Consider the following 25,924-nt stretch of genomic DNA (forward strand, 5'->3'; position numbering starts at 1 on the left):
CCGAGCCCTCAGGACTTGGCTTCCTCGCCCATGCGCTGCTGGTTCTTCTCGCCCATCTTCTTCGCGCGTTTTTCCAGCACCAGATACACCACCAGTGCCAGCAGCAGCGGCAGCAGGAAGTAGATCGCGCGGTAGCCGATCAACGCTGCGAGCAGGCTGCCCTTGGAGAACTGGTGCGCCAGCAAGGTGATGAACACTGTCTCGAGCACGCCGAGGCCCGCTGGAATATGAGTGATCACTCCGGCGATGCTGCTGATCAGTAACACACCGAGAATCGCCGGATAAAACGCCTTGTCCGGCAGCAGGGTGTAAATCACCGCCGCCATCAACGACCAGTTCAGTGCGCCCAGACTGGCCTGCATCAGGGCCTGCTTCATCGACGGCAGATTGAATTCCTGATCACGGATGGTCCATGAGCGTTTCTTCGAAAACCGGCAGGCCAACAGATAGGCAAAACACACCGCCAACAGTCCGAAGCCGATCAGTTGCAGGGTTGTGGTGCCGATCGACCACTCCTCAGGCAACTCCAGAAAGCGCATCGAAAACACAAAACCGGCCAGCAGCATATAGCCCAGCCAGTTGGTGATCAGGCTTAGGCTGAGAATGCGCGTGATGGTCGAAACGTCCAGCCCCAGTCGCGAATACAAGCGGTAACGCAAGGCAATGCCGCCCACCCAGGAACTGAGATTGAGGTTGAACGCGTAGCAGACAAACGTTACCGGCACGATCTGCTTGATCGCCAATGTGTGCCGGGTGTAATAACGCGCCAACACGTCAAAGCCGCAGTAGGTCGCGTAGCTGGCAAAGGCCACCACCGCCGCGATAGCCAGAGTGCTGGCCTTGTAGGAGGCCAACGCCTGTTTCACTTCTTGCCAGTCAAGCTTCTTGACCAACATAAACAGCAGAACCGGGACGGCGATGAAGAAAAACAGATTGAACGCCCGCTTTGCCCACTTCCACCTGGTTCCCTGCGCACTGTGCGGCGCTGCCTGCGTGGCTTGGGTCATAGGGTTTTCTCCTGATCCATCGGATGGTTGTTCTGCTGCTGTTCGATCACTTTCGCTTCGGGCACTACATCACCGGCACGCAAAGGCTTGAGGCGCACACCGTGAACCGGGAACAAACCGGCAATGGCCGGGAAACGGCGCAGGAAAAAGAAACTCAAGACGATCATCGGCGCACGCCACCACTGGCCACGCGCCGCCCCCTTGAGGCTCATCTGTTTGCTGTGCGCCGCGGCAAGCTCCATCAGATGATTTTGCAGATGCTCATTGAGGGTGCGATCACGAATGAACAGGTTGGCTTCCAGGTTCAGCGCCAGGCTCAGCGGGTCGAGATTGCTGGAGCCCACGGTGGACCAGTCCTGGTCGATCAGCGCGACCTTGCCGTGCAATGCACGTTGCTTGTATTCGTGAATGGCCACGCCATCGCGCAGCAGGTAGGTGTAGGTCAGTCGCGAGCAGACCCGCACGAACGGCATGTCGGGCTGGCCTTGCAGGATCAGGGTGACCTTGACGCCCCGCCGTGAGGCGTTGCGCAGCTCACGCAGAAAGCGGTAGCTGGGGTAAAAATACGCATTGGCCAGGGTGATGCGTTGCTTAGCAGCGCGAATCGCCTCCAGGTACTGCTCTTCGATATCGGTGCTGTGCTCGTCATTGTCGCGCTCGGCGAGCAGCATGCTGGCGTCACCGGCGCGGTCCAGCTTGAGTGCAATGGGCGGCAATTTGTCACGAACGACCTTGCTGAGCATATTCAACGCGCTGTGGTGAATGTCGCCAACAATCGGCCCGCGCACCAGAACGGCGTAGTCCTGTTTGGCCGTCAGACCGGTGTCGGTCATATGATCAACGCTGTAGTTGATGCCGCCGATAAAGCCCAGTTCGCCATCGATCACCACCACCTTACGGTGCAGACGGCGAAACAGATTGGTGCGCATGCCCATGAACCGCGGGCGCGGATCGAACAGCTGAATCTGGATACCGGCGTCGATCATGGTTTTGACAAACGTCGAACTCAGGTCCGAGGTGCCATAGTCATCCACCGTGACGACCACCTTCGCGCCATTCGCGGCGGCTTCGAGCAACGCCTGTTGCAGGCTCTCGCCGATCCGGTCTTCAAAAATGATGAAGGTCTCGATCAGCACTTCTTTGCGCGCGGCACGTATGCATTCGAATACGCGGGCGTAGAAATCCTCGCCATTGATCAGCAACTCTACCGAGTTGCCGTCGCGCCACTGCCCTGTCGTATTGCTCATAAGATCAACTCCACCGCCAGCGGTGCATGATCGGAAAGGTGCGACCACGGTCGGCTGGACAACACTTTCGGCCGGTGCGAGGTCGCATTGCGGACATAGATCCGGTCCAGGCAGAGCAAGGGCCAACGGGCCGGAAAGCTTTTGGCTGGCGCCCCGAAGCGCTCGACGAAAACCTCATGCAGCCCACTGCCCTGCAGCGACGCATCGGCGCGCTGGCGCCAGTCATTGAAGTCACCGGCAACGATCACCGGCTCGCCCTCGGGAATACGTGCCATCAGCTCGTTAAGCAGTTTGAGCTGTTGACGCCGATGGCTTTCACGCAACCCCAGATGCACACAGATCGCATGTACCCGGCCCGCATGTGGCACGTCGAGAATGCAGTGCAACAACCCGCGCTGCTCGGTGCCATGAATGGAAATGTCGAGGTTTTCATGCTGGATGATCGGGTATTTGGACAGCAACGCGTTGCCATGATCGCCATCCGGATACACCGCATTGCGGCCGTAGGCAAAATCATTCCACATGCTGTCGGCCAGAAACTCGTACTGCGAAATCGTCGGCCAGTCCTTGACCCTGCGCGCGTGGCTCTGCTGTTCGCCGTGCACTTCCTGAAGAAACACAATATCGGCCGATACAGTGCGCACAGCTTCACGCAACTCCGGCAGAATGAAGCGGCGATTGAAAATGCCAAAGCCCATGTGCATGTTCATGGTCAGTACATTCAATGAAACACTGGCGGACACAGGTGTTGCTGGGCCGACAGGCGGATTGGCACTGGTCAAGACTTGCTCCCGGGTGAATATTCACGGCATATGAAGCCACCCGTGGGCACAGGTTCCGTCGCGTCTCTCACGTGCTGTGTATTTGCCATATTCAATGGCCGGAGATGCACGCGAAAAACTCAGGCCAACATGAAACGCAGGCGCCCGATCGACAGCCTAAGCTGTCTACCAGACCTGCAAAAAAAAGAGACAAGGAATCAAACCGTGGATGTATCGACTTCTCAACGCTACACCGCCCGGGCCAGATGGCTGCACTGGGTCATGGCCATTCTGATCGTGCTGGCCTACACCCTGATTCTGAGCCGCACTCAGTTCGGCAAGGGCTCTGAATACCGCTTGCTGGTTGTGCAGAGTCACTACTGGGTCGGCATTCTGATTCTGATCATGGCGTTTTTCCGTGTCGCCGAGCGTCGACGCCATCGTCCGCCCGGCATCACACCGCCACTTGAGGGGGCGTTGCGCATTGTCGCGACCCTGACCCATTACGCGCTGTATGCGTTTCTGCTTGCCCAGCCTTTACTGGGACTGCTGACGGTGATGGTGGAAAAAGGCGCGCTGCCCATCCCCCTCACCGACCTGCAGATTCCTTGGCCGCTGGCCACCTCGGACCACCTGGCCGAGACGTTCGAAGACCTGCACAAGTTGCTGGGCTCGATCTTCTACTATGTCATCGGTCTGCATGTGATCGCTGCGCTCTGGCACCATCTGGTGCGCAAGGACAATACCCTCAAGCGCATGCTGTAATTCAGGACGCTGACAGAACCCGGGCAAGAGTGGCTTTCACCTTGCCCATTCCGTCGCGCAAGGCCTGTTCGATTTCCGCCATGGTAATGACGGTGGTCGACTTGCCCGCTGCCGGATTGACCACCAGCGCCAGGCAGGCGTATTCAAGCTCCAGCTCACGCGCCAGCGCGGCTTCGGGCATGCCAGTCATGCCGACGATGTCGCAACCATCACGCTCCAGGCGAATGATTTCGGCAACGGTCTCCAGACGCGGTCCCTGGGTACAGGCATAAACGCCCCGATCAGAGAACGCGCATCCTTCAGTAGCCAGCGCCGCAATCAGCCGGGCACGCAGTGGCTCGCTGTACGGATAACTGAAGTCGATGTGCGTGACCTCTTCCAGGTCATCGGCAAAAAATGTGTGCTGGCGACCGCTGGTGTAGTCGACCAGATCATGCGGCACACAGAAATGCCCGGTGCCCATGGCCGGATGAATGCCACCAACTGCGTTGACCGCAAGAATCGCTTCGGCACCGGCCTGCTTGAGCGCCCAGATATTGGCCCGGTAGTTGACCTGATGCGGCGGCAAGCGGTGCGGGTGGCCGTGGCGCGCCAGAAACATCACTTCGCGACCGGCATAGTCGCCGATCTGGATTTCGCCGGAAGGTGCGCCATAAGGCGTGTTCATCGGCAGGGATTGCCGAATGTTCAGGCCTTCGAGCTGGGTCAGGCCAGTACCGCCAATAATCGCGTAAACAGTCATCGCAAATCCTTAATCGATCAGTTGAGCAGCGCGCAGAGCCTGGAGCGCGGCCTGCCAGCGCGGGTGTTGCCGATAGTCGGTACTGGCCGACGCCTGACCGCGCATACGGGCGATACGTGGCGAAGGCTTGACCTTCAGGCGCTGCGCAGCGCCCAGCGCAAGCTCTGCGGCCGCGCGGTCGTTGCACACCAGGCCCATGTCGCATCCGGCTGTCAGCGCTGCCTCGATACGGCTGGCCGCATCCCCGACGACATGAGCGCCGGCCATCGACAGGTCGTCACTGAAAATAACACCGTCAAATTGCAGTTCGTCGCGCAGAATGTCCTGCAGCCAGTGCCTTGAAAAGCCAGCGGGCTGCGAATCGACTTTCGGGTAGATGACATGCGCCGGCATCACTGCAGCCAGCTGCTGACTCAGGCGTGCAAACGGCACCAGATCGCTGGCGCGGATCTCTTCCAGGCTGCGCTCGTCATTCGGGATAGCCACATGAGAATCGGCTTCAGCCCAGCCGTGACCGGGAAAATGCTTGCCGGTGGCAGCCATGCCGGCGGCGTTCATCCCACGAATGAACGCCCCTGCCAGCAACGCCGCGCGCTGCGGATCGCCTTCGAACGAACGCGTGCCGACCACAGCGCTGCGCTGGTAGTCGAGGTCCAGCACCGGGGCGAAGCTCAGGTCCAGTCCGACCGCCAGCACTTCGGTCGCCATCAGCCAGCCACAATGCTCAGCCAGATGCTCGGCGTCAGGCTTGTCGGCGATGGCGCGCATCGGCGGCAGGCGTACGAAGCCCTCACGCAGGCGCTGTACCCTGCCGCCCTCCTGATCGACAGCGAGCAGCAGGTCCGGGCGCACGGCACGAATCGCGGCGCTCAATTCACGAACCTGACGGGGATGCTCGATGTTTCGGGCAAAGATGATCAAACCGCCCACTTCGGGCTGACGCAAAAACTGACGGTCTTCGCTGGTCAGCCAGGTGCCGGCGACATCGACCATCAGGGAGCCTTGCAGGCCAGAACTCATAGAAAAACCCTTACACACCAGTGCTCGTTCACAATCCGGGCATGGTGCTTGATCCTGAAGCCCGACGCAATGCGACACGCCGGTGCAGCCTGATTCAGGGCAGAGGTTGATTCAAGGCAGAGGCTTCAGGCCTTGGCGACCGCAGGTGTGCTGGTGCTGCTCTTGGTCCGCGGCCTGAGCTGGGCGGCGATCATCGCAGGATCGCTGACGCCGGTGTCGGCGCGCATGCCGGCGGCCAGAAAAGGCACCATCAGGCGCATGACCTGCTCGATGGAGGTATTGACGCCGAAATCGGTCTCGGCAATGGCGCGCAGGGCCTTGATCCCGGACATGCTGAACGCCGCAGCGCCGAGCATGAAGTGCACGCGCCAGAACAGCTCGATGGGCGGAATGCGCGGCGCGGCTTCGTTGACCAGCGTCATGTAGCGACGGAACACCTTGCCATACATGTCTTCGAGGTAGCGCCGCAGGTGGCCCTGGCTCTGACTGAAGGCAAGCCCCAGCAGGCGCATGAAGATCGACAGGTCGTTACCGCTGCGCGGCTGCACCACAAGCGCCTGCTCGACGAGAATCTCCAGCAGTTCCTCAAGGCTTGGCTTGTGTTCGGGTTTCGCCTGGCGGCGCTCCAGTTCGCGATCGAGACTGATGCAGAACGGTCCCAGAAAACGCGAGAACACGGCCTGAATCAACGCCTTCTTCGAGCCGAAGTGATAATTCACCGCAGCCAGATTGACCGACGCCTTGCTGGTGATAAGACGCAAGGACGTTTCGGCAAAGCCTTTCTCTGCGAACAACTGCTCTGCAGCATCAAGAATGCGTTCAACGGTTTCCGACTGGGCCATGGCTCTCTGCCTAACAAACGAACGTTTGAAACATACGTATCAAACGCCTCGATTGTCAAGCCGGACCGTTCATTTTGTGGCCGAACAGTCACGGTAAAGGATGTTAAATGACAAAAGACAGGCATTGCCGAGGTTTTTGACCAGAGGCTCCGCCCGGGTTGAACACCGCCTGGCGGCGAAAATGAAATGGATGATTGCCAACGCGCCTTCACTGTATATAATCCCAGTCACTGTATAAAAAGCCAGAGCGCCCCTCATGATCAAACTGACGCCACGCCAGGCTGAAATCCTGGGTTTCATCAAACGCTGCCTGGAAGACAACGGGTTCCCGCCGACACGTGCGGAAATCGCTCAGGAGCTGGGCTTCAAATCGCCCAACGCGGCGGAAGAGCACCTCAAGGCCCTGGCCCGCAAAGGCGCTATCGAAATGACTCCGGGTGCTTCACGCGGCATTCGCATCCCCGGTTTCGAAGCGCGGCAGGACGACAGCAGCCTGCCCGTCATCGGCCGCGTTGCAGCAGGTGCACCGATCCTGGCGCAGCAACACATCGAAGAGTCCTGCAACATCAACCCTTCCTTCTTCCACCCCAGCGCCAACTACCTGTTGCGCGTTCATGGCATGAGCATGAAGGACGTCGGCATTCTGGACGGTGATCTGCTCGCCGTGCACACCACGCGTGAGGCTCGCAACGGCCAGATCGTGGTTGCCCGGATAGGCGATGAAGTGACCGTCAAGCGTTTCAAGCGTGAAGGCAGCAAGGTCTGGCTGCTGGCGGAAAATCCTGATTTCGCACCCATCGAGGTCGATCTCAAGGATCAGGAACTGGTGATCGAAGGTTTGAGCGTCGGCGTCATTCGCCGCTAAGGAGACGTTATGCAGTTCCATCAAGCACCGCATTCGCAATTGCCGCTGTTCGAGGCGTTTCTGGCCCAGCCCATCGCCCCGCTGCTCACAAATGCAGTCGAAACGCCTTGGGGCGATGAGCCAGAGCCCTTCAGTGAGCTGTCATTGCGCGGCGCCGCCGGGAACTGCCTCAACCTGCTGGCACCCATCCTTCGGGAGCTGAGCGAGGAACTGGATGCGCGCTGGCTGACACTGATCGCACCGCCATCCAGCCTGACGCAGACATGGCTGCGCGACGCGGGACTCAACAGGGAGCGGATTCTGCTGCTGCAGCCACGCGGCATACAAAGCGTACTAGAGCTGACGCGCGAAGCACTTCGACTGGGCCGTAGTCATACGGTGGTGAGCTGGATCAACCCGCTGGGCGCCATAGCGCGTCAGCAATTGATCAGTGCAGCAAAAATCGGGGAAGCACAGAGCCTGAACATCCGGCTGGGCTGAGGCCCGGTCGTCGATCAGTGCAGAACGTGGGGTACATCGTCCTTTTCGATTTCGCCTTCAGCCAGGCGGCCTGCCATCTGCACACCCACACTCAACATGGCTTTGGCGACTTCGACATGCTGACCTTGCATGAACGCTTTGGCATCCGCAGAGAAATCAAGCGTTACCAGAGAACCCTCGTCATCGGCACGACGCAGCTCGATACGTCCGTCAGGCAGTTCGACAATTTCCAGGAAAGAGGTAGGCATTGGTACAGTTACTCCGCGATAAGCCGGCATTGTAACAGCCTGCCAGCCCTTACTTCATTGGTTTTCAGCACTCGCTCAGGCCTTCACGAAAACGGATGGCCAACCCTTTGAGTTGTTGACGCCAATTTTCGAGCTCTTCACGTGAGAGTTCAGACTCCGGCTCGGCGTCCAGGTTCACTGCCTGTATCATCGGCTGCGTGACATCACCCTTGAGCTTTTTCGGCGCACGCGGTGGCTCATACAATGCGTTGTAGGCCGCCATTAGTTGCGCAAGCCATGTCTGGCGATTCTGGGCGAGTTCTAACAGCTCGGCCATTTCGGGAATGGCGATGGCGTTCAGCACTTCCTGCGTCAACAATTCTTCCGCACGACGCGCGCCGGCCTGCGGCAAACGGTAGTAGCCAGCGATCTCGTGGCACAGGCCCAGCAGCGCACCATACAGATGAAACAGCGCGGACTCACGCTCTGCCTGCAACAACGCAGGAGAGTTCACCGCCTGCCCCTTCTCCGCCCTGCCCAACGCTTCGAGCGAGAGCCCTGCGAAATAGATTTTCTGGTTGGTACGGGTATAGAGCTCATGAGCCATGGCGACACTCTCCACAACGATGGGATAGAAAACAGCATAGCCTGTGACGCCTGGACAGTCCGGCGAAACAGGCGGATGCCTGTCGAAAACAGCGCCCGACTCCCTTGAGCCGGGCATTTGCGATCAACGCTTGTCTTCAACCTTCCAGGCGCTGCCGTCGTAGAACGCACGCCAGCCGGTAGGCTTGCCTTCTACTTCGGTCTGGACGTATTGCTCTTTGGTCTTGCGACTGTAGCGGATCACGGCTGGACGACCGTCCGGATCCTTCTTCGGCGCTTCGCAAAGGAAGTGATACTTAGGATCGATTTCGTCCTTGTGCGGGGCGATTTCGATGACCAGCGGCGCGCGGGTTTCGCGATTCTTCGGGAACTGGCTGGCGGCCAGGAACAGACCCGAAGCCCCGTCACGCAGGATGTAAGTATCGTCAACCTTGTCGCACTTGAGCTCCGGCATTTTCACCGGGTCCATCTTCGGCGGCGCCGCGTCGCCGCTTTTCAGCAGTTTACGGGTGTTCTTGCAGTCCGGATTGGTGCAGCCGAAAAACTTGCCGAAACGGCCGGTCTTGAGCTGCATCTCGCTGCCGCACTTGTCACATTCCAGGCTCGGACCTTCATAGCCTTTGATGCGATAAGTGCCTTCCTCGATCTCGTAACCGGTGCAATCAGGGTTGTTGCCGCAGATATGCAGCTTGTGCTTCTCGTCCAGCAGGTAGGCGTCCATCGCCGTGCTGCAGATCGGGCAGCGATGCTTGCCGCGCAGAACCCGCGACTCGGACTCACCCTCATCATCGTCGGCAATTTCGTCGCCGGGGGTCAGATTGACGGTCGCCTTGCAGCGTTCCTTGGGTGGCAGGCTGTAGCCGGAGCAACCCAGGAAAACGCCCGTCGAGGCAGTACGGATCTGCATTGGACGACCGCACACCTTGCACGGGATATCCGTCATCACCGGCTGGTTGGCGCGCATGCCGCCATCAGCGGCCTCGGCCACCTCGAGTTTTTTACGGAAATCGCCGTAGAACTCGTCCAGCACGTTCTTCCAGTCACGCTCACCCTGCGCCACGTCGTCGAGGTTCTCTTCCATCCCGGCGGTAAAGCCATAGTCCATCAGGTTGGAAAAGCTTTCGGACAGTCGCCCAGTGACGATGTCGCCCATCTTTTCCGAGTAGAAGCGGCGGTTATGCAACGCCACGTAGCCACGGTCCTGAATGGTCGAGATGATCGCAGCGTAGGTCGACGGGCGGCCGATGCCACGCTTTTCCATCTCCTTGACCAGGCTCGCTTCCGAGTAACGCGCAGGCGGCTTGGTGAAGTGCTGGCTTGGGTCGAGCTTGTTCAGTTTCAGCGTTTCGCCCTGCGCCATGTCCGGCAGAACATCGTCATCGCCCGGCTTGGCCATCTGCGGCAGTGCACGGGTGTAACCGTCGAACTTGAGGATGCGGCCCTTGGCGCGCAGCTCGAAATCGCTCGCGGCGACCGTGACGGTGGTCGACAGGTATTGCGCAGGCAGCATCTGGCAGGCCACGAACTGGCGCCAGATCAACTCGTAAAGACGCTCGGCGTCACGCTCCATCCCGGTCAGTTTGCTCGGGTGAGTGTTGACGTCGGAAGGACGAATCGCTTCGTGCGCTTCTTGCGCGCCTTCCTTGCTGCTGTAGACGTTAGGCGACTCCGGCAGGTACTTCTTGCCGAATTCGGTTTCGATGTAGTCACGCGCCATGCTGACGGCATCAGCCGACAGGTTGGTCGAGTCGGTACGCATGTAAGTGATGTAGCCCGCTTCGTACAAGCGCTGAGCCATCATCATGGTCTTCTTCACGCCGAAGCCCAGACGATTGCTCGCCGCCTGCTGCAGGGTCGAGGTGATGAACGGCGCCGATGGCTTGCTGCTGGTCGGCTTGTCTTCACGCTTGACGATGCTGTAGCTGGACGCCTTGAGCTTTTCAAGGGCAGCCATGGCCTGGGTTTCATTCAGCGGCTTGAACGCTTCGCCGTTTTCACGCGCCACTTCGAAACGCACATTGGCGCCCTTGGCGGTGCCCAGATCGGCGTGGATCTCCCAGTATTCCTCAGGGTTGAACGCACGGATTTCACGTTCGCGTTCGACCACCAGTTTTACTGCGACCGACTGCACACGTCCGGCGGACAAGCCGCGGGCGACCTTCTGCCAGAGCAGTGGCGAGACCATGTAGCCAACGACGCGGTCGAGGAAGCGACGCGCCTGCTGGGCGTTGACCCGGGCAATATCCAGTTCGCCTGGCTTGGAGAACGCTTCCTGAATGGCTTTCTTGGTGATTTCGTTGAACACCACGCGCTTGTAACGGCTGTCATCCCCACCGATGGCTTCGCGCAGGTGCCAGGCAATGGCTTCCCCTTCGCGGTCCAAGTCCGTCGCGAGATAGATGATGTCGGCATCCTTGGCGAGCTTGCGCAGCTCTTCGATGACCTTTTCCTTGCCGGGAAGGATCTCGTACTTGGCTTTCCAGCCGTGTTCCGGATCGACTCCCATGCGCGAGACCAACTGGCGTTGCGCCTTTTCTTTCGGCGTCAGTACCGGGCCTTCGCCCGCAGCAGCCTTGCCACGCTTGGCGGCAGGATCTTTGGCGGCACTCGCCGAACCGCTGGTGGGCAGGTCTCGGATATGGCCGATACTCGACTTCACCACGTACTGGTTGCCCAAATACTTGTTGATGGTCTTGGCCTTAGCCGGGGATTCCACGATGACCAGCGATTTGCCCATGGATCAGAAAATTCCTGAATACTAGATGAAAGACAGTGAGGAGCTTGTAAAGGCCACGCTATATATAGTGGCTACAAGGTGAGGTCAAGCACAGCCTGTTGTGCAATCGCCTCTCACGTTCGGGAAAACAGGCTGGGTTCAGCCTCAACCAGAGCAAAGCGCGGGACGTGCTCGCCGTCAACCTCGACCGACTCCAGAAACATGCTCAAGGGACGTACCCACATGCCGAAATCGCCGTACAAAGCCTGATAAAACACGACTTCCTCTTCGGTTTCGGAATGTTTTGCAACGCTGAAAACCCGGTAGTGCGGGCCCTTGTAATGGCGATAGAGCCCTGGTTGCAGTTGCATGTCGCGGTCCCCTTGTAACACGTCCAAAAAATTTGCCTGAAACCATTTTTTCAAAAAACAAAAGCCGGGGCACCAAGCCCCGGCTCGCATCACACTCGGGAATCAGACGCGTTCGAAAACGGTCGCGATGCCCTGACCCAGACCAATACACATGGTCGACACACCGAAGGTGCCGCCATTTTGCTTCATGACATTGAGCAAAGTGCCGGAGATGCGTGCACCGGAACACCCGAAAGGATGCCCCAGAGCGATGGCGCCGCCGTGCAGGTTAACCTTCTCGTTCATCTTGTCGAGCACTTTCAAATCTTTCAACACCGGCAAGGCCTGTGCAGCGAAGGCTTCGTTGAGCTCGAAGAAGTCGATATCGGCAATACTCAGACCGGCGCGCTTGAGCGCTTTCTGGGTGGCCGGAACCGGACCATAGCCCATGATTGCGGGGTCGACACCGGCCACTGCCATCGAACGGATCACCGCCAGCGGCTGGATACCGAGGTCCTGGGCACGCTGGGCCGACATGACGATCATGCACGACGCACCATCAGTGATCTGCGAGGACGTACCGGCAGTCACGGTGCCACCTTTTGGATTGAAGGCAGGCTTGAGTGCCGCCAGACTTTCCAGGGTGGTGTCCGGACGGATGGTTTCATCGTAGTCGAAGACCTTGAGGAAACCGTTCTCGTCATAGCCCTGCATGGGGATGATTTCGTCCTTGAACTTGCCTTCCAGCGTCGCCTTGTGCGCCAGCTGGTGGGAACGCAGACCGAACGCGTCCTGCTGCTCGCGGGTGATGCCGTGCATTTTCCCGAGCATTTCGGCGGTCAGGCCCATCATGCCGGAGGCCTTGGCAGCGTGCAGGGACATGTGCGGGTTCGGGTCAACGCCGTGCATCATGCTGACATGGCCCATGTGCTCGACACCGCCGATAACGAACACATCACCGTTGTTGGTCATGATTGCCTGAGCAGCCGTGTGCAGCGCGCTCATGGACGAACCACAAAGACGGCTTACCGTCTGGGCGGCCGAGGTGTGCGGGATCTGGGTCAGCAATGACGCCATGCGCGCGATGTTCCAGCCCTGCTCCAGGGTCTGGTTGACGCAGCCCCAGATCACGTCTTCGACTTCAGCCGGGTCGACCTTGTTGTTGCGCTCGAGCAATTTGCTGATCAGGTGCGCGGACATATCTTCAGCGCGGGTGTTGCGGTGCATGCCGCCCTTGGAGCGGCCCATCGGGGTGCGACCGAAGTCGACAATCACGACGTCTCTTGGATTAAGGCTCATTGGTTCATTCCTCGGAACACGCTTGACCGAAGAAGCTCTGGCCTTTGGCGGCCATCTCACGCAGCTTCGCGGTCGGTTGATACAGGGCACCCAGTTCGGCGTATTGGTCAGCCAGGGCAACGAATTCGGCAACACCGATGGAATCGATGTAGCGCAGCGCGCCGCCACGGAACGGAGGGAAACCGATACCGTAGATCAGGCCCATGTCAGCCTCGGCAGCGGTTTCGACAATGCCGTCTTCCAGGCAGCGGACCGTTTCCAGGCACAGCGGGATCATCATCCAGTTGACGATGTCTTCATCGCTGACTTCGCGCTGCTCGTAGACAATCGGCTTGAGCACGTCCAGCACTGCCGGGTCATTGACCTTCTTGGGCTTGCCCTTCTTGTCGGTCTCGTACGCGTAGAAACCCTTGCCGTTCTTCTGCCCGAGGCGCTTGGCGTCGTACAGAGCGTCGATCGCAGAGCGACGATCATCTTTCATACGATCAGGGAAACCTTCGGCCATGACGTCACGACCGTGGTGGCCTGTGTCGATACCGACCACGTCCATCAGGTAGGCAGGGCCCATCGGCCAGCCGAATTTCTCCATGACCTTGTCGATGCGCACAAAATCCACGCCTGCACTGACCAGTCTGGCGAAACCACCGAAATACGGGAACAGCACACGGTTGACCAGAAAGCCCGGGCAGTCGTTGACCACGATCGGGTTCTTGCCCATTTTCTTGGCGTAGGCAACGGTCGTGGCGACCGCTTCTTCACTGGATTTCTCGCCACGGATCACTTCCACCAGCGGCATCATGTGCACCGGGTTGAAGAAGTGCATGCCGACGAAATTTTCCGGGCGCTTGAGGGCCTGGGCCAGCAGGCTGATCGAGATGGTCGAGGTGTTGGACGCCAGAATGGTGTTTTCACCCACGTTGGCTTCGACTTCGGCCAGTACCGCCTGCTTGACCTTGGGGTTCTCGACGACTGCTTCCACGACCAGATCGACATTGCCGAAATCGCCGTAGGACAGCGTAGGACGAATGGCGTTAAGCGCTTCGGCCATCTTCGCTGCGGTCAGACGACCTTTCTCCAGGCGACCACCCAGCAGTTTGGACGCTTCGTTCAGACCCAGTTGAATGGCTTCTTCGCGGATATCCTTCATCAGGATCGGCGTGCCTTTGACTGCCGACTGGTAGGCAATGCCGCCGCCCATGATCCCGGCGCCCAACACGGCCGCCTGCTTCACGTCCTTGGCAATCTTGTCGTAGCCCTTGGCTTTCTTTTTCAGTTCCTGGTCGTTCAGGAACAGGCCAATCAGACTCTGCGCAGCAGCAGTCTTGGCCATTTTCACGAAACCGGCGGCTTCGATCTCCAGCGCCTTGTCACGACCGAAATTGGCGGCCTTCTGGATAGTCTTGATAGCTTCGACCGGGGCCGGATAGTTCGGGCCGGCCTGACCGGCGACGAAGCCCTTGGCGGTTTCGAATGCCATCATCTGTTCGATGGCATTGAGCTTGAGCTTGTCCAGCTTCGGCTGACGCTTGGCCTTGTAATCGAACTCGCCGGAAATGGCGCGCTGGATCAAATCAAGGGCGGCGGCCTGCAGCTTGTCGGGCGCTACCACTGCGTCCACGGCACCCACCTTGAGAGCGTCTTCCGCGGCGTTTTCCTTGCCCGAGGCAATCCACTCGATCGCGTTGTCGGCACCGATGATGCGTGGCAGACGCACGGTGCCGCCGAAACCCGGGTACAGGCCCAGCTTGACCTCGGGCAGACCGACGCGAGCGCTGCTGGCGATGACTCGATAGTCTGCGGCCAGGCACATTTCCAGACCGCCGCCCAACGCGATACCGTTGATTGCCACGACAGTCGGCACGTTCAGGTCTTCGAAATCACTGAAAATCCTGTTGGCTTCCAGATTGCCGGCGACCAGCTCAGCTTCCGGCAACTTGAAGTTGTCGACGAATTCGGTGATATCGGCGCCGACAATGAATGAATCTTTGCCACTGGTGACAATCACGCCCTTGACCGATGCGTCGGCCTTGACCGCATCGACTGCCTGACGGAACTCATTGAGGGTGAGACGGTTGAACTTGTTGACGGACTCACCCTTGAGGTCGAAATTCAATTCGACGATGCCACTTTCAAGAGCCTTAACCGTGATGGCTTTACCTTCGTAAATCATCAACTGATCTCCACAATATGGAAGCTGAACAATACCCGCCGGACCTCAATGTCCGACGGGGCTACGACGTCGCCGTCGATGAACACGCCAAATCACACGCTTACCGCCGCGACGTGGTAGTCGGGATTCTGTCAGAGCCCTCTGACGACCAAACGCTCATTTCATACGCCCGTTTGATTTGGGTACGCACACCATCAGGCATAACCACAGGATTGTCAATTCGACAAAACGCCTGAAAATCCACGTTTTAACAGGAGCATGCCCAAGGCCATATTGCCCACGAAGACCTGCGATCCTCCATCATTCGCAGTAATGATAGTGGCCATTCGAATGCCCTGCAGCTGCCGCATCTGGCACGCAATGATACGCCGCAACGCCAGGGATGCCGGGCTATGCATGACGATAGCCACGCCGCGTGACATTCGATAGGTACAGGGAAAAATCAGCCAGGAACGCACCGCACGAGGGCACGCGCAAAAAATATTTGCAGGAATCGCGACAAAAAGGAGCAAAAGGTCTAGAGTCGCAGCACTGCGCCACAAGAGGCTCGCAATGCAGCTGATTTGCGGGTGCGCAACAGCGAAAGCCGACATGGCGGCGAAAGCCTGTCGGCACGCGACGAATTATCGGCCTGCCTGGCCAACCCCGGCCCGATGTTGTTATCGGGCTTTTTAATGCCTGCGATTCAGGGTCAGGCCAGCGCCTTGAGCAGCGCATCAATACGCTGTAACACTTCTGCCTCGCCCCGCTCCGCCCAGTACACCGCAACCAGCTGCCCGTCAGCCTCGACCTTGTAGGCATCCACGGGCAATGTTTGCAGATAAGGCAGCAGCTTCGCGTCTTCGCAAGGTTCGCGCCAGCGATTGCGCCACTCGCCCGGCTCGCTTTGCCAGTACACCCAGGCATCTGCATGCGAGCCCCGACGCGGACGATGGTACTGCGCACAAGGGCTGGGCGGCTGCTTGCTCAACCAGTGCGGCCACTCCTGCGGTGTCAGTTGCATGCCCATACCCAGACGCCGCGCCTGCATGCGCAACGCCATCCTGCCGCTCTGCTGGCGCGAGGGGCGTAACCACACCAGCGGACTCAGCATCACACCAATGATTGACAGGACTATCCAGACCGTCATATTTCTTGCCCCCAGCCGATTTCAGGCTCTTTACAACACTCTTGAAAACAATGACTTGCACATGGGCCTGCCCAGATGCCAACGAAAGAGCCATACTCCCATCACTGCAATTCTCCCGGAGGACACCCTCATGCCATACAAACACATTCTGGTTGCCATCGACCTCACCGATGAGTGTGACCCGGTCATCCGTCGCGCCAGCCTGCTGGCCAAGGCCAGCGAGGCAAAATTGTCGGTCGTGCACATCGTCGAACCGATCGCGATGGCGTTCGGCGGCGACGTGCCGATGGACCTTTCACAGCTGCAACAGCAACAGATCGATCAGGCCAGGGAGAAGCTCGGCAAGCTGAAGCTCAAGTATCCGCAACTGGAACACAGCGAAAGCCACATGGTGTTCGGTCAGCCACGCCAGGAAATCCACAAGCTGGCCAAGAGCGAAGCGTGCGATCTGATCGTTGTCGGCAGCCATGGCCGTCACGGCCTGGCTCTACTGCTCGGCTCGACAGCCAACGACGTTCTGCACGGCGCACCCTGTGATGTACTGGCAGTGAGCCTCAAGAAGCCCGAGTGAGCTGACCCGCTACAGCGAAAAGCCCGGTTAACCCGGGCTTTTTTTGCATCTCAGGAACGCGCCGGACGATCACTCGTCCAGTTCGGCCCAACGCTCCAGCAGCTTGTCCAGCTCGGCCTGCAGGCTTTCCAGCTGCGCCAGCACCGCTGCAGTCTGCTCGGACGAGCGCTGGTAGAAGCCCGGCTCGGCCATTTCCGCGTTCAGCGCGGCCATCTTGCCTTCGACTTCATCGATCTGCGCAGGCAACGCTTCCAGTTCGCGCTGAAGCTTGTAGCTGAGCTTCTTCTTCGCCACCGGCATGTCCTGCGCAGCGACCGGTGCGGCCTGCACCACAGCGCTGGCCAGCTCGGCCTTCCCAGACTTGGTGTCGGCGACGCCCAGCAGACGCGGCGAACCGCCCTGACGCAGCCAGTCCTGATAACCACCCACGTACTCGCGAACCTTGCCCTCGCCTTCGAACACCAGGGTACTGGTGACGACGTTGTCGAGGAATGCCCGGTCGTGACTGACCATCAGCACGGTGCCCTTGAAGGTCAGCAGAACCTCTTCGAGCAGCTCCAGGGTTTCGACGTCCAGGTCGTTGGTGGGTTCGTCGAGCACCAGCAGGTTGGCTGGCTTGCTGAACAGCTTGGCCAGCAAAAGACGGGCACGCTCGCCACCGGACAGCGCCTTGACCGGCGTGCGGGCACGTTGCGGGCTGAACAGGAAGTCGCCGAGGTAGCTCAGCACATGACGGCTCTGGCCGTCGATATCGATGAAATCACGCCCCTCGGCAACGTTGTCGATTACGGTCTTTTCCAGATCGAGCTGGTGACGCAACTGGTCGAAATAGGCCACGTCCAGACGCGTACCGACTTCAACCTTGCCGCCGGTCGGCTGCAGGTTGTCGAGCATCAGCTTGAGCAGCGTGGTCTTGCCGGTACCGTTGGCGCCGAGCAGACCGATACGGTCCTCGCGCTGCAGGACCATGGAGAAATCCTTGATCAGTGTCGGCCCGCCAGGGTGGGCGAAGCTGACGTTATCGAGGACCATGACCTGCTTGCCGGATTTCTCGGCAGTGTCGAGCTGAATGTTGGCCTTGCCGGTACGCTCACGACGCTCGCTGCGTTCTACACGCAGCTCCTTGAGCGCACGCACGCGACCTTCGTTACGGGTACGACGCGCCTTGATGCCCTGACGGATCCAGACTTCTTCCTGGGCCAGACGTTTGTCGAACAGTGCGTTGGCGGTTTCTTCGGCGGCCAGCGCGGCTTCCTTGTGGACCAGGAAACTGGCGTAGTCGCCGTCCCAGTCGATCAGGCCGCCGCGGTCCAGCTCAAGGATGCGGGTCGCAAGGTTTTGCAGGAATGCCCGGTCGTGCGTGATGAACAGCACTGCACCCTGGAAATCCTTGAGGGCTTCTTCAAGCCAGGCGATGGCGCCGATATCCAGGTGGTTGGTCGGCTCATCGAGCAACAGCAGGTCCGGCTCGGACACCAGAGCCTGAGCCAGCAGAACACGGCGACGCCAGCCACCGGACAGTTCGGCCAGGGTCTTGTCGGCAGGCAGCTGCAAGCGGCTGAGGGTGCTCTCGACCAGTTGCTGCAGGCGCCAGCCATCACGGGCTTCGAGGTCCTGCTGAACATGCATCAGCTTGTTCAGGTCTTCCTCGGTGACGCAGTTCTGCGCAAGGTGGTGGTACTCGGCCAGCAAGGCACCGACGCCATCCAGACCTTCGGCAACCACGTCGAACACCGTCCGTCCGTCGGCTACCGGCAATTCCTGCGGCAATTCACCGATCTTGAGGCCGGGCGCACGCCAGACAGCCCCTTCATCAGGCTTCTGAACGCCTTTTACCAGCTTCAACATGCTGGATTTGCCTGTGCCGTTACGGCCGATGATGCACACCCGCTCGCCACGGGCGATCTGCCAGGACACCTTGTCCAATAACGGCATGGCGCCGAAAGCAAGGGACACATCGCTGAATTTGAGCAGGGTCATGAGCTTCTCCAAAAACCGGGCGCGCATTCTACCTGAGATAGCAGGCAGATGTCGGCATTCGTGGCACCGCCCCGCGCCTCGACAAGACTTTATGACCGCCAATTATTTCCATATGAGACAAGCTCGTCGGCAATGCTTTCACCAAGAGCTGGCAAAAGGCTAAGCTAGCAATACTTTTCACCGACTCATCTGCTCGGAAGTCTCATGCGCAGTCGTTTGTTCAGCCTTTTATCGTGCCTGCTCCTCTCCGCCACCGCCGTCCAGACTGCTCATGCGGTAGACCTCAACCAACAACGCAAGTATTACGACGAAGCAAAGCGCGCACTGGCCAAAGGCGATTCCGGCCCCTACCAGATGTACGCCACGGCCCTGGCCGACTATCCGCTGGAGCCTTACCTCGAATACGACGAACTGACGACACGCCTGAAAACGGCAAGCAATCCCGAAATCGAGAAGTTTCTTGCCGAGCACGGCGACCTGCCGCAAGCCAACTGGATGAAGCTGCGCTGGTTGCGCTGGCTGGCCGAGCGTGGCGACTGGCAAACCTTCGTCAAGTATTACGACCCGAAGATGAAGTTCGTCGAGCTGGATTGCCTGTACGGGCAGTATCAGCTGAACAGCAACAAGCGCGCCGAAGGCTTTGCCAGTGCCGAAAAGCTGTGGATGACCGGCAAGACATTACCCGCGGCCTGTGACGGTTTCTTTGCCCAGTGGGCGGCCGCCGGCCAGTTGACCGAACAGAAGCGCTGGCAGCGCGCCAAGCTGGCGGCACAGACGCGCAATTACAGTCTGGCCAGCACGCTGGTGGACAGCCTCAACTCGCTGGCACCGCAAGGCCGTCTGCTGCTGGCGGTCGCGCAGAAACCGGAGATGGTCAGCAACCCGTCGCAATTTGCCCCGGTAGACGAGGCGATGTCCGATGTGGTCGGTCTCGGCCTGCGCCGGCTCGCCAAGCAGGACCCGCAGAAAGCCCTGTCGATGCTCGATGGCTATGCCGCGACCATGCATTTCTCCCGCGAAGAGCAGGTCGAGATTGCCAAGGAAATCGGCCTGACCCTGGCACGTCGTTATGACGACCGCGCACTGGAGGTCATGACCAGATACGACCCTGAATTGCGTGACGACACCGTGACCGAATGGCGCCTGCGCCTGCTGCTGCGCCTGGGTCGCTGGGAAGACGCCTACGAGCTGGCGCGCCGACTGCCCAAGGATCTGGCAGCGACCAATCGCTGGCGTTACTGGGAAGCGCGCTCTCTGGAACTGGCACAACCCAACAGCCCGCTGATTGCCGCGCTGTACAAGGATGTCGCCAAGGAGCGTGATTTCTACGGGTTTCTGGCTGCCGACCGCACTCAAAGCCCCTACCAGCTCAACAACAAGCCGCTGGTGCTGAGCCAGGCACTGATCAACAAGGTACGCAACACGCCGGGCGTGCGTCGCGCACTGGAGTTTCACGATCGCGGCGAGATCGTCAACGGCCGACGCGAGTGGTATCACGTGAGCCGCCTGTTCAATCGTGACGAGATGGTTGCCCAGGCCAAGCTGGCCTATGACATGCAATGGTATTTCCCGGCAATCCGTACCATCAGCCAGGCGCAATACTGGGACGATCTGGATATTCGTTTCCCGATGGCGCACCGCGACACGCTGGTGCGCGAAGCCAAGGTGCGCGGCCTGCATTCGAGCTGGGTGTTCGCCATCACGCGCCAGGAAAGCGCCTTCATGGACGATGCCCGCTCGGGCGTCGGCGCCAGCGGGCTGATGCAACTGATGCCTGCCACCGCCAAGGAGACTGCGCGCAAATACAGCATCCCGCTGGCCTCGCCTCAGCAGGTGCTGGATCCGGACACCAACATCCAGCTGGGCGCCGCCTACCTGAGCTCGGTGCATGCGCAGTTCAACGGTAATCGGGTGCTCGCTTCAGCGGCCTACAACGCAGGTCCCGGGCGCGTGCGCCAATGGCTCAAAGGTGCCAACCATCTGGCCTTCGATGTCTGGGTAGAGAGCATTCCATTCGATGAGACCCGTCAGTACGTGCAGAACGTGTTGTCGTACTCGGTGATCTACGGCCAGAAACTCAACTCGCCGCAGCCTCTGGTGGACTGGCACGAGCGGTTTTTCGACGACCAGTGACCGGTCGGCAGGAGTGCTGCGTTAAGCACTCCTGCCAGACAACGGCGGCGCCTGCCCCTACTCCAGCACTTCGACTGACATCCCCACTTCAAGCTCGCCCAAACCCTCGTTGACCACGTTCTGACCGAACAGCACGCTGCCTTCCACTTCCCGATAAGTCTTGAGCGTAGCGAACGGTTCGCGATCTGCACTGCGCTCGCCGGTTGCCGGGTCGACGGTGGTGAGGATGCAGCGCGCACAAGGCGTGAGCAGCTGGAACTCGATGTCGCCGATGCGGATACGTTTCCAGCCATCCTCGGCAAAGGCCTCGGCCCCTTCGATCACCAGATTGGGTCTGAAGCGCAGCATTTCCATCGGCCTGCCCATGCGCGCTGACAGGTCATCGAGCGAGCCCTGGCCGATCAGCAGCAATGGAAAACCATCGGCAAAGCTCACCCGGTCGTTGACCGTCTGATAGCCGCCAGGGATCCAGCGTGCACGCTCTGCCGGCAGATAGACCATACGCGTGGGCTTGCCGATAAACCGGCTGACCCATTCGGCTGCCTCATCGCCCGCGTCCGGCACCTGCAACGAGTCACGCCAGACGGTCACACCCCGCAGGTTCAAGTCGATATCCGGCGGAACCGCGACATCCAGAGGCTCGAAGCCGGGTGCCGAAAGCGTTACACCGCCGCTGGCGTTCCACAACACCGACAGTTGGGACATGTGCGGCAGCGCGCGCTGAGTGAAGAACCTGCCATTGCCGGCGTCGACCAGCATCCAGCGTCGATCACCCGCCAACCCCAACGCATCGAACGATGCGCGCTGCATCAACTCGGCCTTGCAGGATTTGAGCGGGAAACGATAGAGCGAGCTGAGACGTAACATGGGCGCCGATTCCTTTGAGGGCTGGATAAGCTTTGCTGCAGACAGCAAAGCTTATCCGATGCCGGAGCCGGCGGCACTCGCGATGTAGAATCGAGCGCGGTGTCAGACAATCATCAGAAGACGTTCGCGCACAACCTCGACCAGCTTGTCGGGCTGGAATTTGGAAAGGAAGTTGTCACAGCCGACCTTCTTGACCATCGATTCGTTGAAGCTGCCGGACAACGAGGTATGCAGGACGATGTACAAACCGCGCAGGCGTGCATCGTTACGAATCTCGGTGGTCAGACGATAGCCGTCCATTTCCGGCATTTCCGCATCGGTGAACACCATCAGCAGCTTCTCATGCACGTTCTCGCCTGCATCCGCCCAGGCCTTGAGCATGTTCAGCGCCTTGAGGCCATCGCTGGCGACGTGCAGCTTGAGGCCCAACTGAGACAGCGTGTCGCGCAGCTGCGCCAGCGCGACCTTGGAGTCGTCGACCAGCAACACTTCGCGGCCACGGGCATTTTCCAGCACCGGGTCTTCAAGCTTCTCGCGGGACACCTTGGCGTTGTAAGGCACGATCTCGGCGAGTACTTTTTCAACGTCGATGATTTCTACCAGTTGATCATCGACCTTGCTGATCGCGGTCAGGTAATGCTGACGACCGGCGCTGACCGGCGGCGGCATGATGGCATCCCAGTTCATGTTGACGATGCGGTCGACGCCGCCAACCAGGAACGCCTGAACCGATCGGTTGTATTCGGTGACGATGATCGTGCTGCCTGGACCCGGCACCAGCGGACGCATGCCGATGGCCTGGGAGAGGTCGATGACCGGAAGGGTCTGGCCGCGCAGGTTGACCACGCCACACACAAACGAGTGACGTTGCGGCATGAGGGTCAGCTTGGGTAGCTGCAATACTTCCTGGACCTTGAACACGTTGATCGCAAACAACTGCCGACCGGCAAGGCGAAACATGAGGATTTCCAGGCGATTCTCGCCCACCAGTTGTGTGCGCTGATCTACTGTGTCGAGAATGCCTGCCATTATTAGCTCCTGAAGCGATGGTCGCGTTGATTCTGTTGAGCCTGTATCGGCTGAAATCAGCCGGACCTTAATGGCGATGAACGGCCACTCTCAAGCATTGATGTCATTTTAGCATCATGCTTTACTGGTGTCGCTTTCAAGACACGTAAATCCAGCCACAAACCAGCACCGGAAATGCCTCGGTGGCCCTTTGCGGCCAAAGCCGAATCAAAGACCTGCGAAAAGTCAATCAGGGATAACCTGATATGATCGACATCTAATTGCCACTATTGTGACGGCATTCTCACTAAATGAATGGCATCCGATTTGTGTCCGCGTCCCAATCCTTGCAATCGAGCGACGCTGGCAACATTCAGAAACGCCCTACATACTTTTGTTTGAAATCGACATTAACTGTCAGCCATTCGCCGCGGGCGGAAGTTCGCTATCCATGATCAGTGGAGACAAAGGATGCTGAGCCACAACGATTGGCAGCACAAGCACGACGAGTTCCTGAACCTGTCTCAGGCACTTTTGCACAAGTCGGAAGAATGTCTTTCGCATCTGGAGCTGATCCCCAACGATGAGGACGCTACCGGCTGCCTGCTGACAACCCTGCGCAAGCTGGCGCAGGAGGCAGAAGCCGTTCCTGTGCCGTGCATTGCCGATTTTTCCCGCCAGTTGTGTCAACTGTTGAAAACCGGCAGCCAGGCCAGCGAGCTTTCCCAGGAAGCCGTGCTGGCAGTCAAGAACTGCCTGACACTGATGTACTGGCAAGTCGAACTTCTCGATCCGCACACCGGCGAGTTGACGATGGACGACCACGAACAGCTCGAGCTGCTGGAAAAACTGGCCAGCGTCTCCGCGCAATCGGCCTCGCCGAAAGATGCGACCCGCCAATAACACTCGATAACGCCCGGCCGTTGAGCATCGCATCGCGATGTCATTGAGGCAGCGTTGTCACGTCAGCATTTTCCGTTCATTGTCTTCACTGCCGCTAACATCGTCTTCAAGCATGACCGGAGACTGCACACGCGCTTGAGCGGCCCCATTTGCACAAGAAATCACAATGACCTGCAATCTGTTACTGGTCGACGACCACTCCCTTATCAGAGCCGGCGTGCGAGCGCTGGTTGCAGACATGCCTGGATACACCATCCTGGGCGAAACGGCTGACGGCGCGCAGCTGGCGGGTCTTGCGCAGCAGCTCAAGCCCGACATCATCCTGTTCGACATCTGCATGAAAAGTGTCGACGGCCTGGATGCACTCGAGCAGCTGCTGAAGGTGCAACCGCACTGCAAGGTGTTGATCCTGTCGATGCAGAACGATCCGGACATGATCATGCGTGCGCTCGACATTGGCGCGCAGGGCTACCTGCTCAAGGACACTACGGCTGCGGAACTCGAACAGGCACTGGGGGCGCTGCGTGGCAACGAGCGCTACCTGAGCCCGGCCATTGCCCACACCGTCATCGAGCGCGCCCTGCGTGGCAAGCGATCCGACAGGGCCCGGTCGGCAAAGGAACGGTATCACCTGACCGCTCGGCAACTTGAAATCCTGCGCCTGATCGTGCGCGGCAAGTCCACACGCGAGATCGCCGATGGCCTGGGACTGAGCGTCAAGACCATCGAGACTCACCGCGCCCAGGTCATGAAGCGCCTGCAGATATTCGACGTGGCCGGATTGGTGCTGTTCTGCGTTCGCGAACGGATTATCAGTCTGGACGATTGAGCTTCGGTGCGCCGCCCAGTAACGGCGAGTCCGCTGGCAGGTGCACGTGAAGCGCGCCTGGCCGGGCCTCGAAACGCAGGTCCTCGCCCGACAGCGGCTCACCGTCCAGATTGATATCCAGACCCTGGGTGGACTTGAGTTCTACCCACGGCAAACGCGCACGAATGAACATATTATCGATACCCAGCCCGCCCTCCAGGAGGCTCCTCAGCGTGCCGACCACTTCCTGAGGCGCCGGCAGGATACTGATGTCGAGCAGACCATCATCGGCCAGTGCGGTCGGGCACAGCTCGTGTCCACCGCCCGCCTGCCGACCATTGCCGATACCCAGGGCGAGCAGATCGCCGCGCCAGTGGAAATCCGGTCCGGTGAGCTCGCCATGCGCCGAATGCAGCTCGCTGAATCGGGTCAGGCCGGTAAACAGATAGGCGGCACCCCCCAGCACCTTCTTGAGGTCCTCGGACGTGTTCGCCGTGACCTGGCTGCCAAACCCGCCGGTCGCCATGTTGAGGAACAGCTTGCCACCGACCTCACCCAGATCGACGGCACGCGGGGCCACGTCCATCAGTTGCAGGGCTTTGGAGACCTCCAGCGGCACGCCGGCCGCACGGGCAAAGTCGTTGGCAGTCCCCAGCGGCAGAATAGTCAGGCTGGCACTGGTTTCGGCCAGTGCCAGGGCTTCGGCGATATCGCGCAAGGTGCCGTCGCCACCACCTGCGACGATGTGCCGATGGCCGGCCGCCAGGGCTTCGCTGACCAGGCGCTGGGCATCGCCAGCTTCCCAGGTGAGTCGCACGTCCAGTTCCCAGCCCTGCTTGCGCTTGTCTGCCACAGCGTCACGCACGTCTTCATTGAGCGCCTGTTTACCGTGAAGAATGAGCATTGCCCTGCGTTGTGTCATGACACCTCCTCTGCCGAACCCTACCAATTGAAGCCTGCGAGCGATGCTCTTTGTATAATCGGCGCCCGCCTACATTTCGCACGACGCATGACTGTGACCCCGGGCAGTCGGAAAAAGCCCATCCATTTCGGAAAAATTTTTCACCCCCGCAACAGCTCGTCTGCCCCTGCCGGCACTGGGGAAAACCACGCAACGGGCTGTCAGGATCAACGCCTGCATCAAGGCTGAAGCACTTTTGTCCTGTCGCTATTCGTTTCATGAGCTTTACTGACAGCATTACCCTCACTTGAGGGAAATTTCCTTCACAAATGATTGAAAAGGCTTAAATAAAATCCGCTAAGGGACGACATATATAAAGTGATATCTACAAAAGACGATCCGGATTCCTCATACGCACGACGCGTAACTGGCTACGCTTGGACACTGTCCACGTAGAAACGCCTTCGGGTGTTGCAGGCAGACAATAGAAAGACGTCCAGGATCAGCAGAATTCAGATGCATACAGG

25 protein-coding genes are annotated in these 25,924 nt (G+C 59.3%); 7 read left to right on the forward strand and 18 right to left on the reverse strand.

What is annotated here, in order from left to right; genetic code table 11:
* Positions 1-8 precede the first annotated feature (8 nt).
* Genes AC54XV_RS16845 through AC54XV_RS16855 form a run of 3 tightly spaced genes read right to left on the reverse strand, consistent with a single transcriptional unit; the run spans position 9 to position 3,036 of the window.
* Complete coding sequence (locus tag AC54XV_RS16845; protein WP_024650939.1) at positions 9-1,007, reverse strand: lysylphosphatidylglycerol synthase domain-containing protein; 999 nt, start codon at positions 1,005-1,007, stop codon at positions 9-11.
* Positions 1,004-2,254: a cardiolipin synthase ClsB gene (gene clsB / locus AC54XV_RS16850; RefSeq protein WP_003403681.1), complete on the reverse strand. Its 1,251-nt coding sequence runs from the start codon at positions 2,252-2,254 to the stop codon at positions 1,004-1,006. Before clsB ends, AC54XV_RS16845 begins: the two co-directional genes overlap by 4 nt.
* On the reverse strand, positions 2,251-3,036 hold the full coding sequence (locus AC54XV_RS16855) for an endonuclease/exonuclease/phosphatase family protein (RefSeq protein ID WP_496717104.1): 786 nt from the start codon (positions 3,034-3,036) through the stop codon (positions 2,251-2,253). The genes clsB and AC54XV_RS16855 overlap by 4 nt, the downstream gene beginning before the upstream one ends.
* A 204-nt stretch (positions 3,037-3,240) precedes the next feature.
* Here AC54XV_RS16855 and AC54XV_RS16860 point away from each other — a divergent pair, with 204 nt between their 5' ends.
* Positions 3,241-3,780, forward strand: a complete 540-nt coding sequence (locus tag AC54XV_RS16860; protein WP_011268328.1) for a cytochrome b — start codon at positions 3,241-3,243, stop codon at positions 3,778-3,780.
* A 1-nt stretch (position 3,781) separates the two neighbouring features.
* Here the strand turns inward: AC54XV_RS16860 and AC54XV_RS16865 are convergent, their stop codons facing one another.
* The 3 genes from AC54XV_RS16865 to psrA all read right to left on the reverse strand — a co-directional run bounded on the left by AC54XV_RS16865 (position 3,782) and on the right by psrA (position 6,384).
* Complete coding sequence (locus tag AC54XV_RS16865) at positions 3,782-4,522, reverse strand: S-methyl-5'-thioinosine phosphorylase (RefSeq protein WP_011268329.1); 741 nt, start codon at positions 4,520-4,522, stop codon at positions 3,782-3,784.
* A gap of 9 nt (positions 4,523-4,531) precedes the next feature.
* Positions 4,532-5,542 carry a beta-N-acetylhexosaminidase gene (nagZ, locus tag AC54XV_RS16870; RefSeq protein ID WP_058398475.1) on the reverse strand — a complete coding sequence of 337 codons (1,011 nt, stop codon included), beginning with the start codon at positions 5,540-5,542 and terminating at the stop codon, positions 4,532-4,534.
* A 125-nt stretch (positions 5,543-5,667) separates the two neighbouring features.
* Positions 5,668-6,384: a transcriptional regulator PsrA gene (gene psrA / locus AC54XV_RS16875; RefSeq protein ID WP_003403692.1), complete on the reverse strand. Its 717-nt coding sequence runs from the start codon at positions 6,382-6,384 to the stop codon at positions 5,668-5,670.
* A gap of 256 nt (positions 6,385-6,640) precedes the next feature.
* Between psrA and lexA the strand changes: the two genes are divergently transcribed.
* Together lexA and sulA are read left to right on the forward strand one after the other, a co-directional pair.
* Entirely contained in the window at positions 6,641-7,249 is a 609-nt protein-coding gene (lexA, locus tag AC54XV_RS16880; protein WP_003403693.1) for a transcriptional repressor LexA, read from the forward strand.
* Between the two features lie 9 nt (positions 7,250-7,258).
* The gene (gene sulA, locus AC54XV_RS16885) at positions 7,259-7,729 is read left to right on the forward strand and encodes an SOS-induced cell division inhibitor SulA (RefSeq protein ID WP_003403697.1); all 471 of its coding nucleotides are present in this window, start codon (positions 7,259-7,261) and stop codon (positions 7,727-7,729) included.
* Between the two features lie 14 nt (positions 7,730-7,743).
* Here sulA and AC54XV_RS16890 read toward each other — a convergent pair whose 3' ends face one another.
* From AC54XV_RS16890 to AC54XV_RS16925, 8 genes are all read right to left on the reverse strand, one after another.
* On the reverse strand, positions 7,744-7,977 hold the full coding sequence (locus AC54XV_RS16890) for a hypothetical protein (protein WP_003315798.1): 234 nt from the start codon (positions 7,975-7,977) through the stop codon (positions 7,744-7,746).
* Positions 7,978-8,041: 64 nt separating this feature from the next.
* Positions 8,042-8,563 carry a DUF6586 family protein gene (locus AC54XV_RS16895; protein WP_003403699.1) on the reverse strand — a complete coding sequence of 174 codons (522 nt, stop codon included), beginning with the start codon at positions 8,561-8,563 and terminating at the stop codon, positions 8,042-8,044.
* A 123-nt stretch (positions 8,564-8,686) separates the two neighbouring features.
* The gene (gene topA / locus AC54XV_RS16900) at positions 8,687-11,299 is read right to left on the reverse strand and encodes a type I DNA topoisomerase (protein ID WP_024641788.1); all 2,613 of its coding nucleotides are present in this window, start codon (positions 11,297-11,299) and stop codon (positions 8,687-8,689) included.
* A gap of 113 nt (positions 11,300-11,412) precedes the next feature.
* Entirely contained in the window at positions 11,413-11,649 is a 237-nt protein-coding gene (locus AC54XV_RS16905) for a DUF1653 domain-containing protein (RefSeq protein WP_003315802.1), read from the reverse strand.
* A 102-nt stretch (positions 11,650-11,751) separates the two neighbouring features.
* Positions 11,752-12,927 (reverse strand): acetyl-CoA C-acyltransferase FadA, encoded by a 1,176-nt coding sequence (gene fadA, locus AC54XV_RS16910; RefSeq protein ID WP_003417674.1) that lies wholly within the window; start codon positions 12,925-12,927, stop codon positions 11,752-11,754.
* Between the two features lie 4 nt (positions 12,928-12,931).
* Positions 12,932-15,097 carry a fatty acid oxidation complex subunit alpha FadB gene (fadB, locus tag AC54XV_RS16915; protein ID WP_024661214.1) on the reverse strand — a complete coding sequence of 722 codons (2,166 nt, stop codon included), beginning with the start codon at positions 15,095-15,097 and terminating at the stop codon, positions 12,932-12,934.
* Positions 15,098-15,312: 215 nt separating this feature from the next.
* Positions 15,313-15,690, reverse strand: coding sequence for a hypothetical protein (locus AC54XV_RS16920; RefSeq protein WP_496717105.1), 378 nt, complete (start codon positions 15,688-15,690; stop codon positions 15,313-15,315).
* Between the two features lie 98 nt (positions 15,691-15,788).
* Positions 15,789-16,226, reverse strand: a complete 438-nt coding sequence (locus tag AC54XV_RS16925) for a hypothetical protein (RefSeq protein ID WP_024638385.1) — start codon at positions 16,224-16,226, stop codon at positions 15,789-15,791.
* 130 nt (positions 16,227-16,356) lie between these two features.
* Here AC54XV_RS16925 and AC54XV_RS16930 point away from each other — a divergent pair, with 130 nt between their 5' ends.
* Entirely contained in the window at positions 16,357-16,797 is a 441-nt protein-coding gene (locus tag AC54XV_RS16930) for a universal stress protein (protein ID WP_011268338.1), read from the forward strand.
* 69 nt (positions 16,798-16,866) lie between these two features.
* Here the strand turns inward: AC54XV_RS16930 and AC54XV_RS16935 are convergent, their stop codons facing one another.
* Positions 16,867-18,777, reverse strand: coding sequence for an ATP-binding cassette domain-containing protein (locus tag AC54XV_RS16935; protein ID WP_024638384.1), 1,911 nt, complete (start codon positions 18,775-18,777; stop codon positions 16,867-16,869).
* Positions 18,778-18,981: 204 nt separating this feature from the next.
* Here AC54XV_RS16935 and AC54XV_RS16940 point away from each other — a divergent pair, with 204 nt between their 5' ends.
* Positions 18,982-20,910, forward strand: a complete 1,929-nt coding sequence (locus tag AC54XV_RS16940; protein WP_024638383.1) for a transglycosylase SLT domain-containing protein — start codon at positions 18,982-18,984, stop codon at positions 20,908-20,910.
* A 57-nt stretch (positions 20,911-20,967) separates the two neighbouring features.
* Here the strand turns inward: AC54XV_RS16940 and AC54XV_RS16945 are convergent, their stop codons facing one another.
* Together AC54XV_RS16945 and AC54XV_RS16950 are read right to left on the reverse strand one after the other, a co-directional pair.
* Positions 20,968-21,777: an MOSC domain-containing protein gene (locus AC54XV_RS16945; protein WP_024641793.1), complete on the reverse strand. Its 810-nt coding sequence runs from the start codon at positions 21,775-21,777 to the stop codon at positions 20,968-20,970.
* Between the two features lie 102 nt (positions 21,778-21,879).
* Entirely contained in the window at positions 21,880-22,806 is a 927-nt protein-coding gene (locus AC54XV_RS16950; protein WP_003315817.1) for a chemotaxis protein CheV, read from the reverse strand.
* Between the two features lie 450 nt (positions 22,807-23,256).
* Between AC54XV_RS16950 and AC54XV_RS16955 the strand changes: the two genes are divergently transcribed.
* On the forward strand, positions 23,257-23,688 hold the full coding sequence (locus tag AC54XV_RS16955; protein ID WP_003403718.1) for a hypothetical protein: 432 nt from the start codon (positions 23,257-23,259) through the stop codon (positions 23,686-23,688).
* Positions 23,689-23,854: 166 nt separating this feature from the next.
* Positions 23,855-24,517, forward strand: a complete 663-nt coding sequence (locus AC54XV_RS16960) for a response regulator (RefSeq protein WP_003403720.1) — start codon at positions 23,855-23,857, stop codon at positions 24,515-24,517.
* Here AC54XV_RS16960 and yegS read toward each other — a convergent pair.
* Entirely contained in the window at positions 24,501-25,418 is a 918-nt protein-coding gene (yegS, locus tag AC54XV_RS16965) for a lipid kinase YegS (RefSeq protein WP_011268343.1), read from the reverse strand. The genes AC54XV_RS16960 and yegS overlap by 17 nt on opposite strands.
* Positions 25,419-25,924 lie beyond the last annotated feature (506 nt).

The sequence above is a fragment of the Pseudomonas fragariae (ex Marin et al. 2024) genome, from assembly GCF_059621105.1.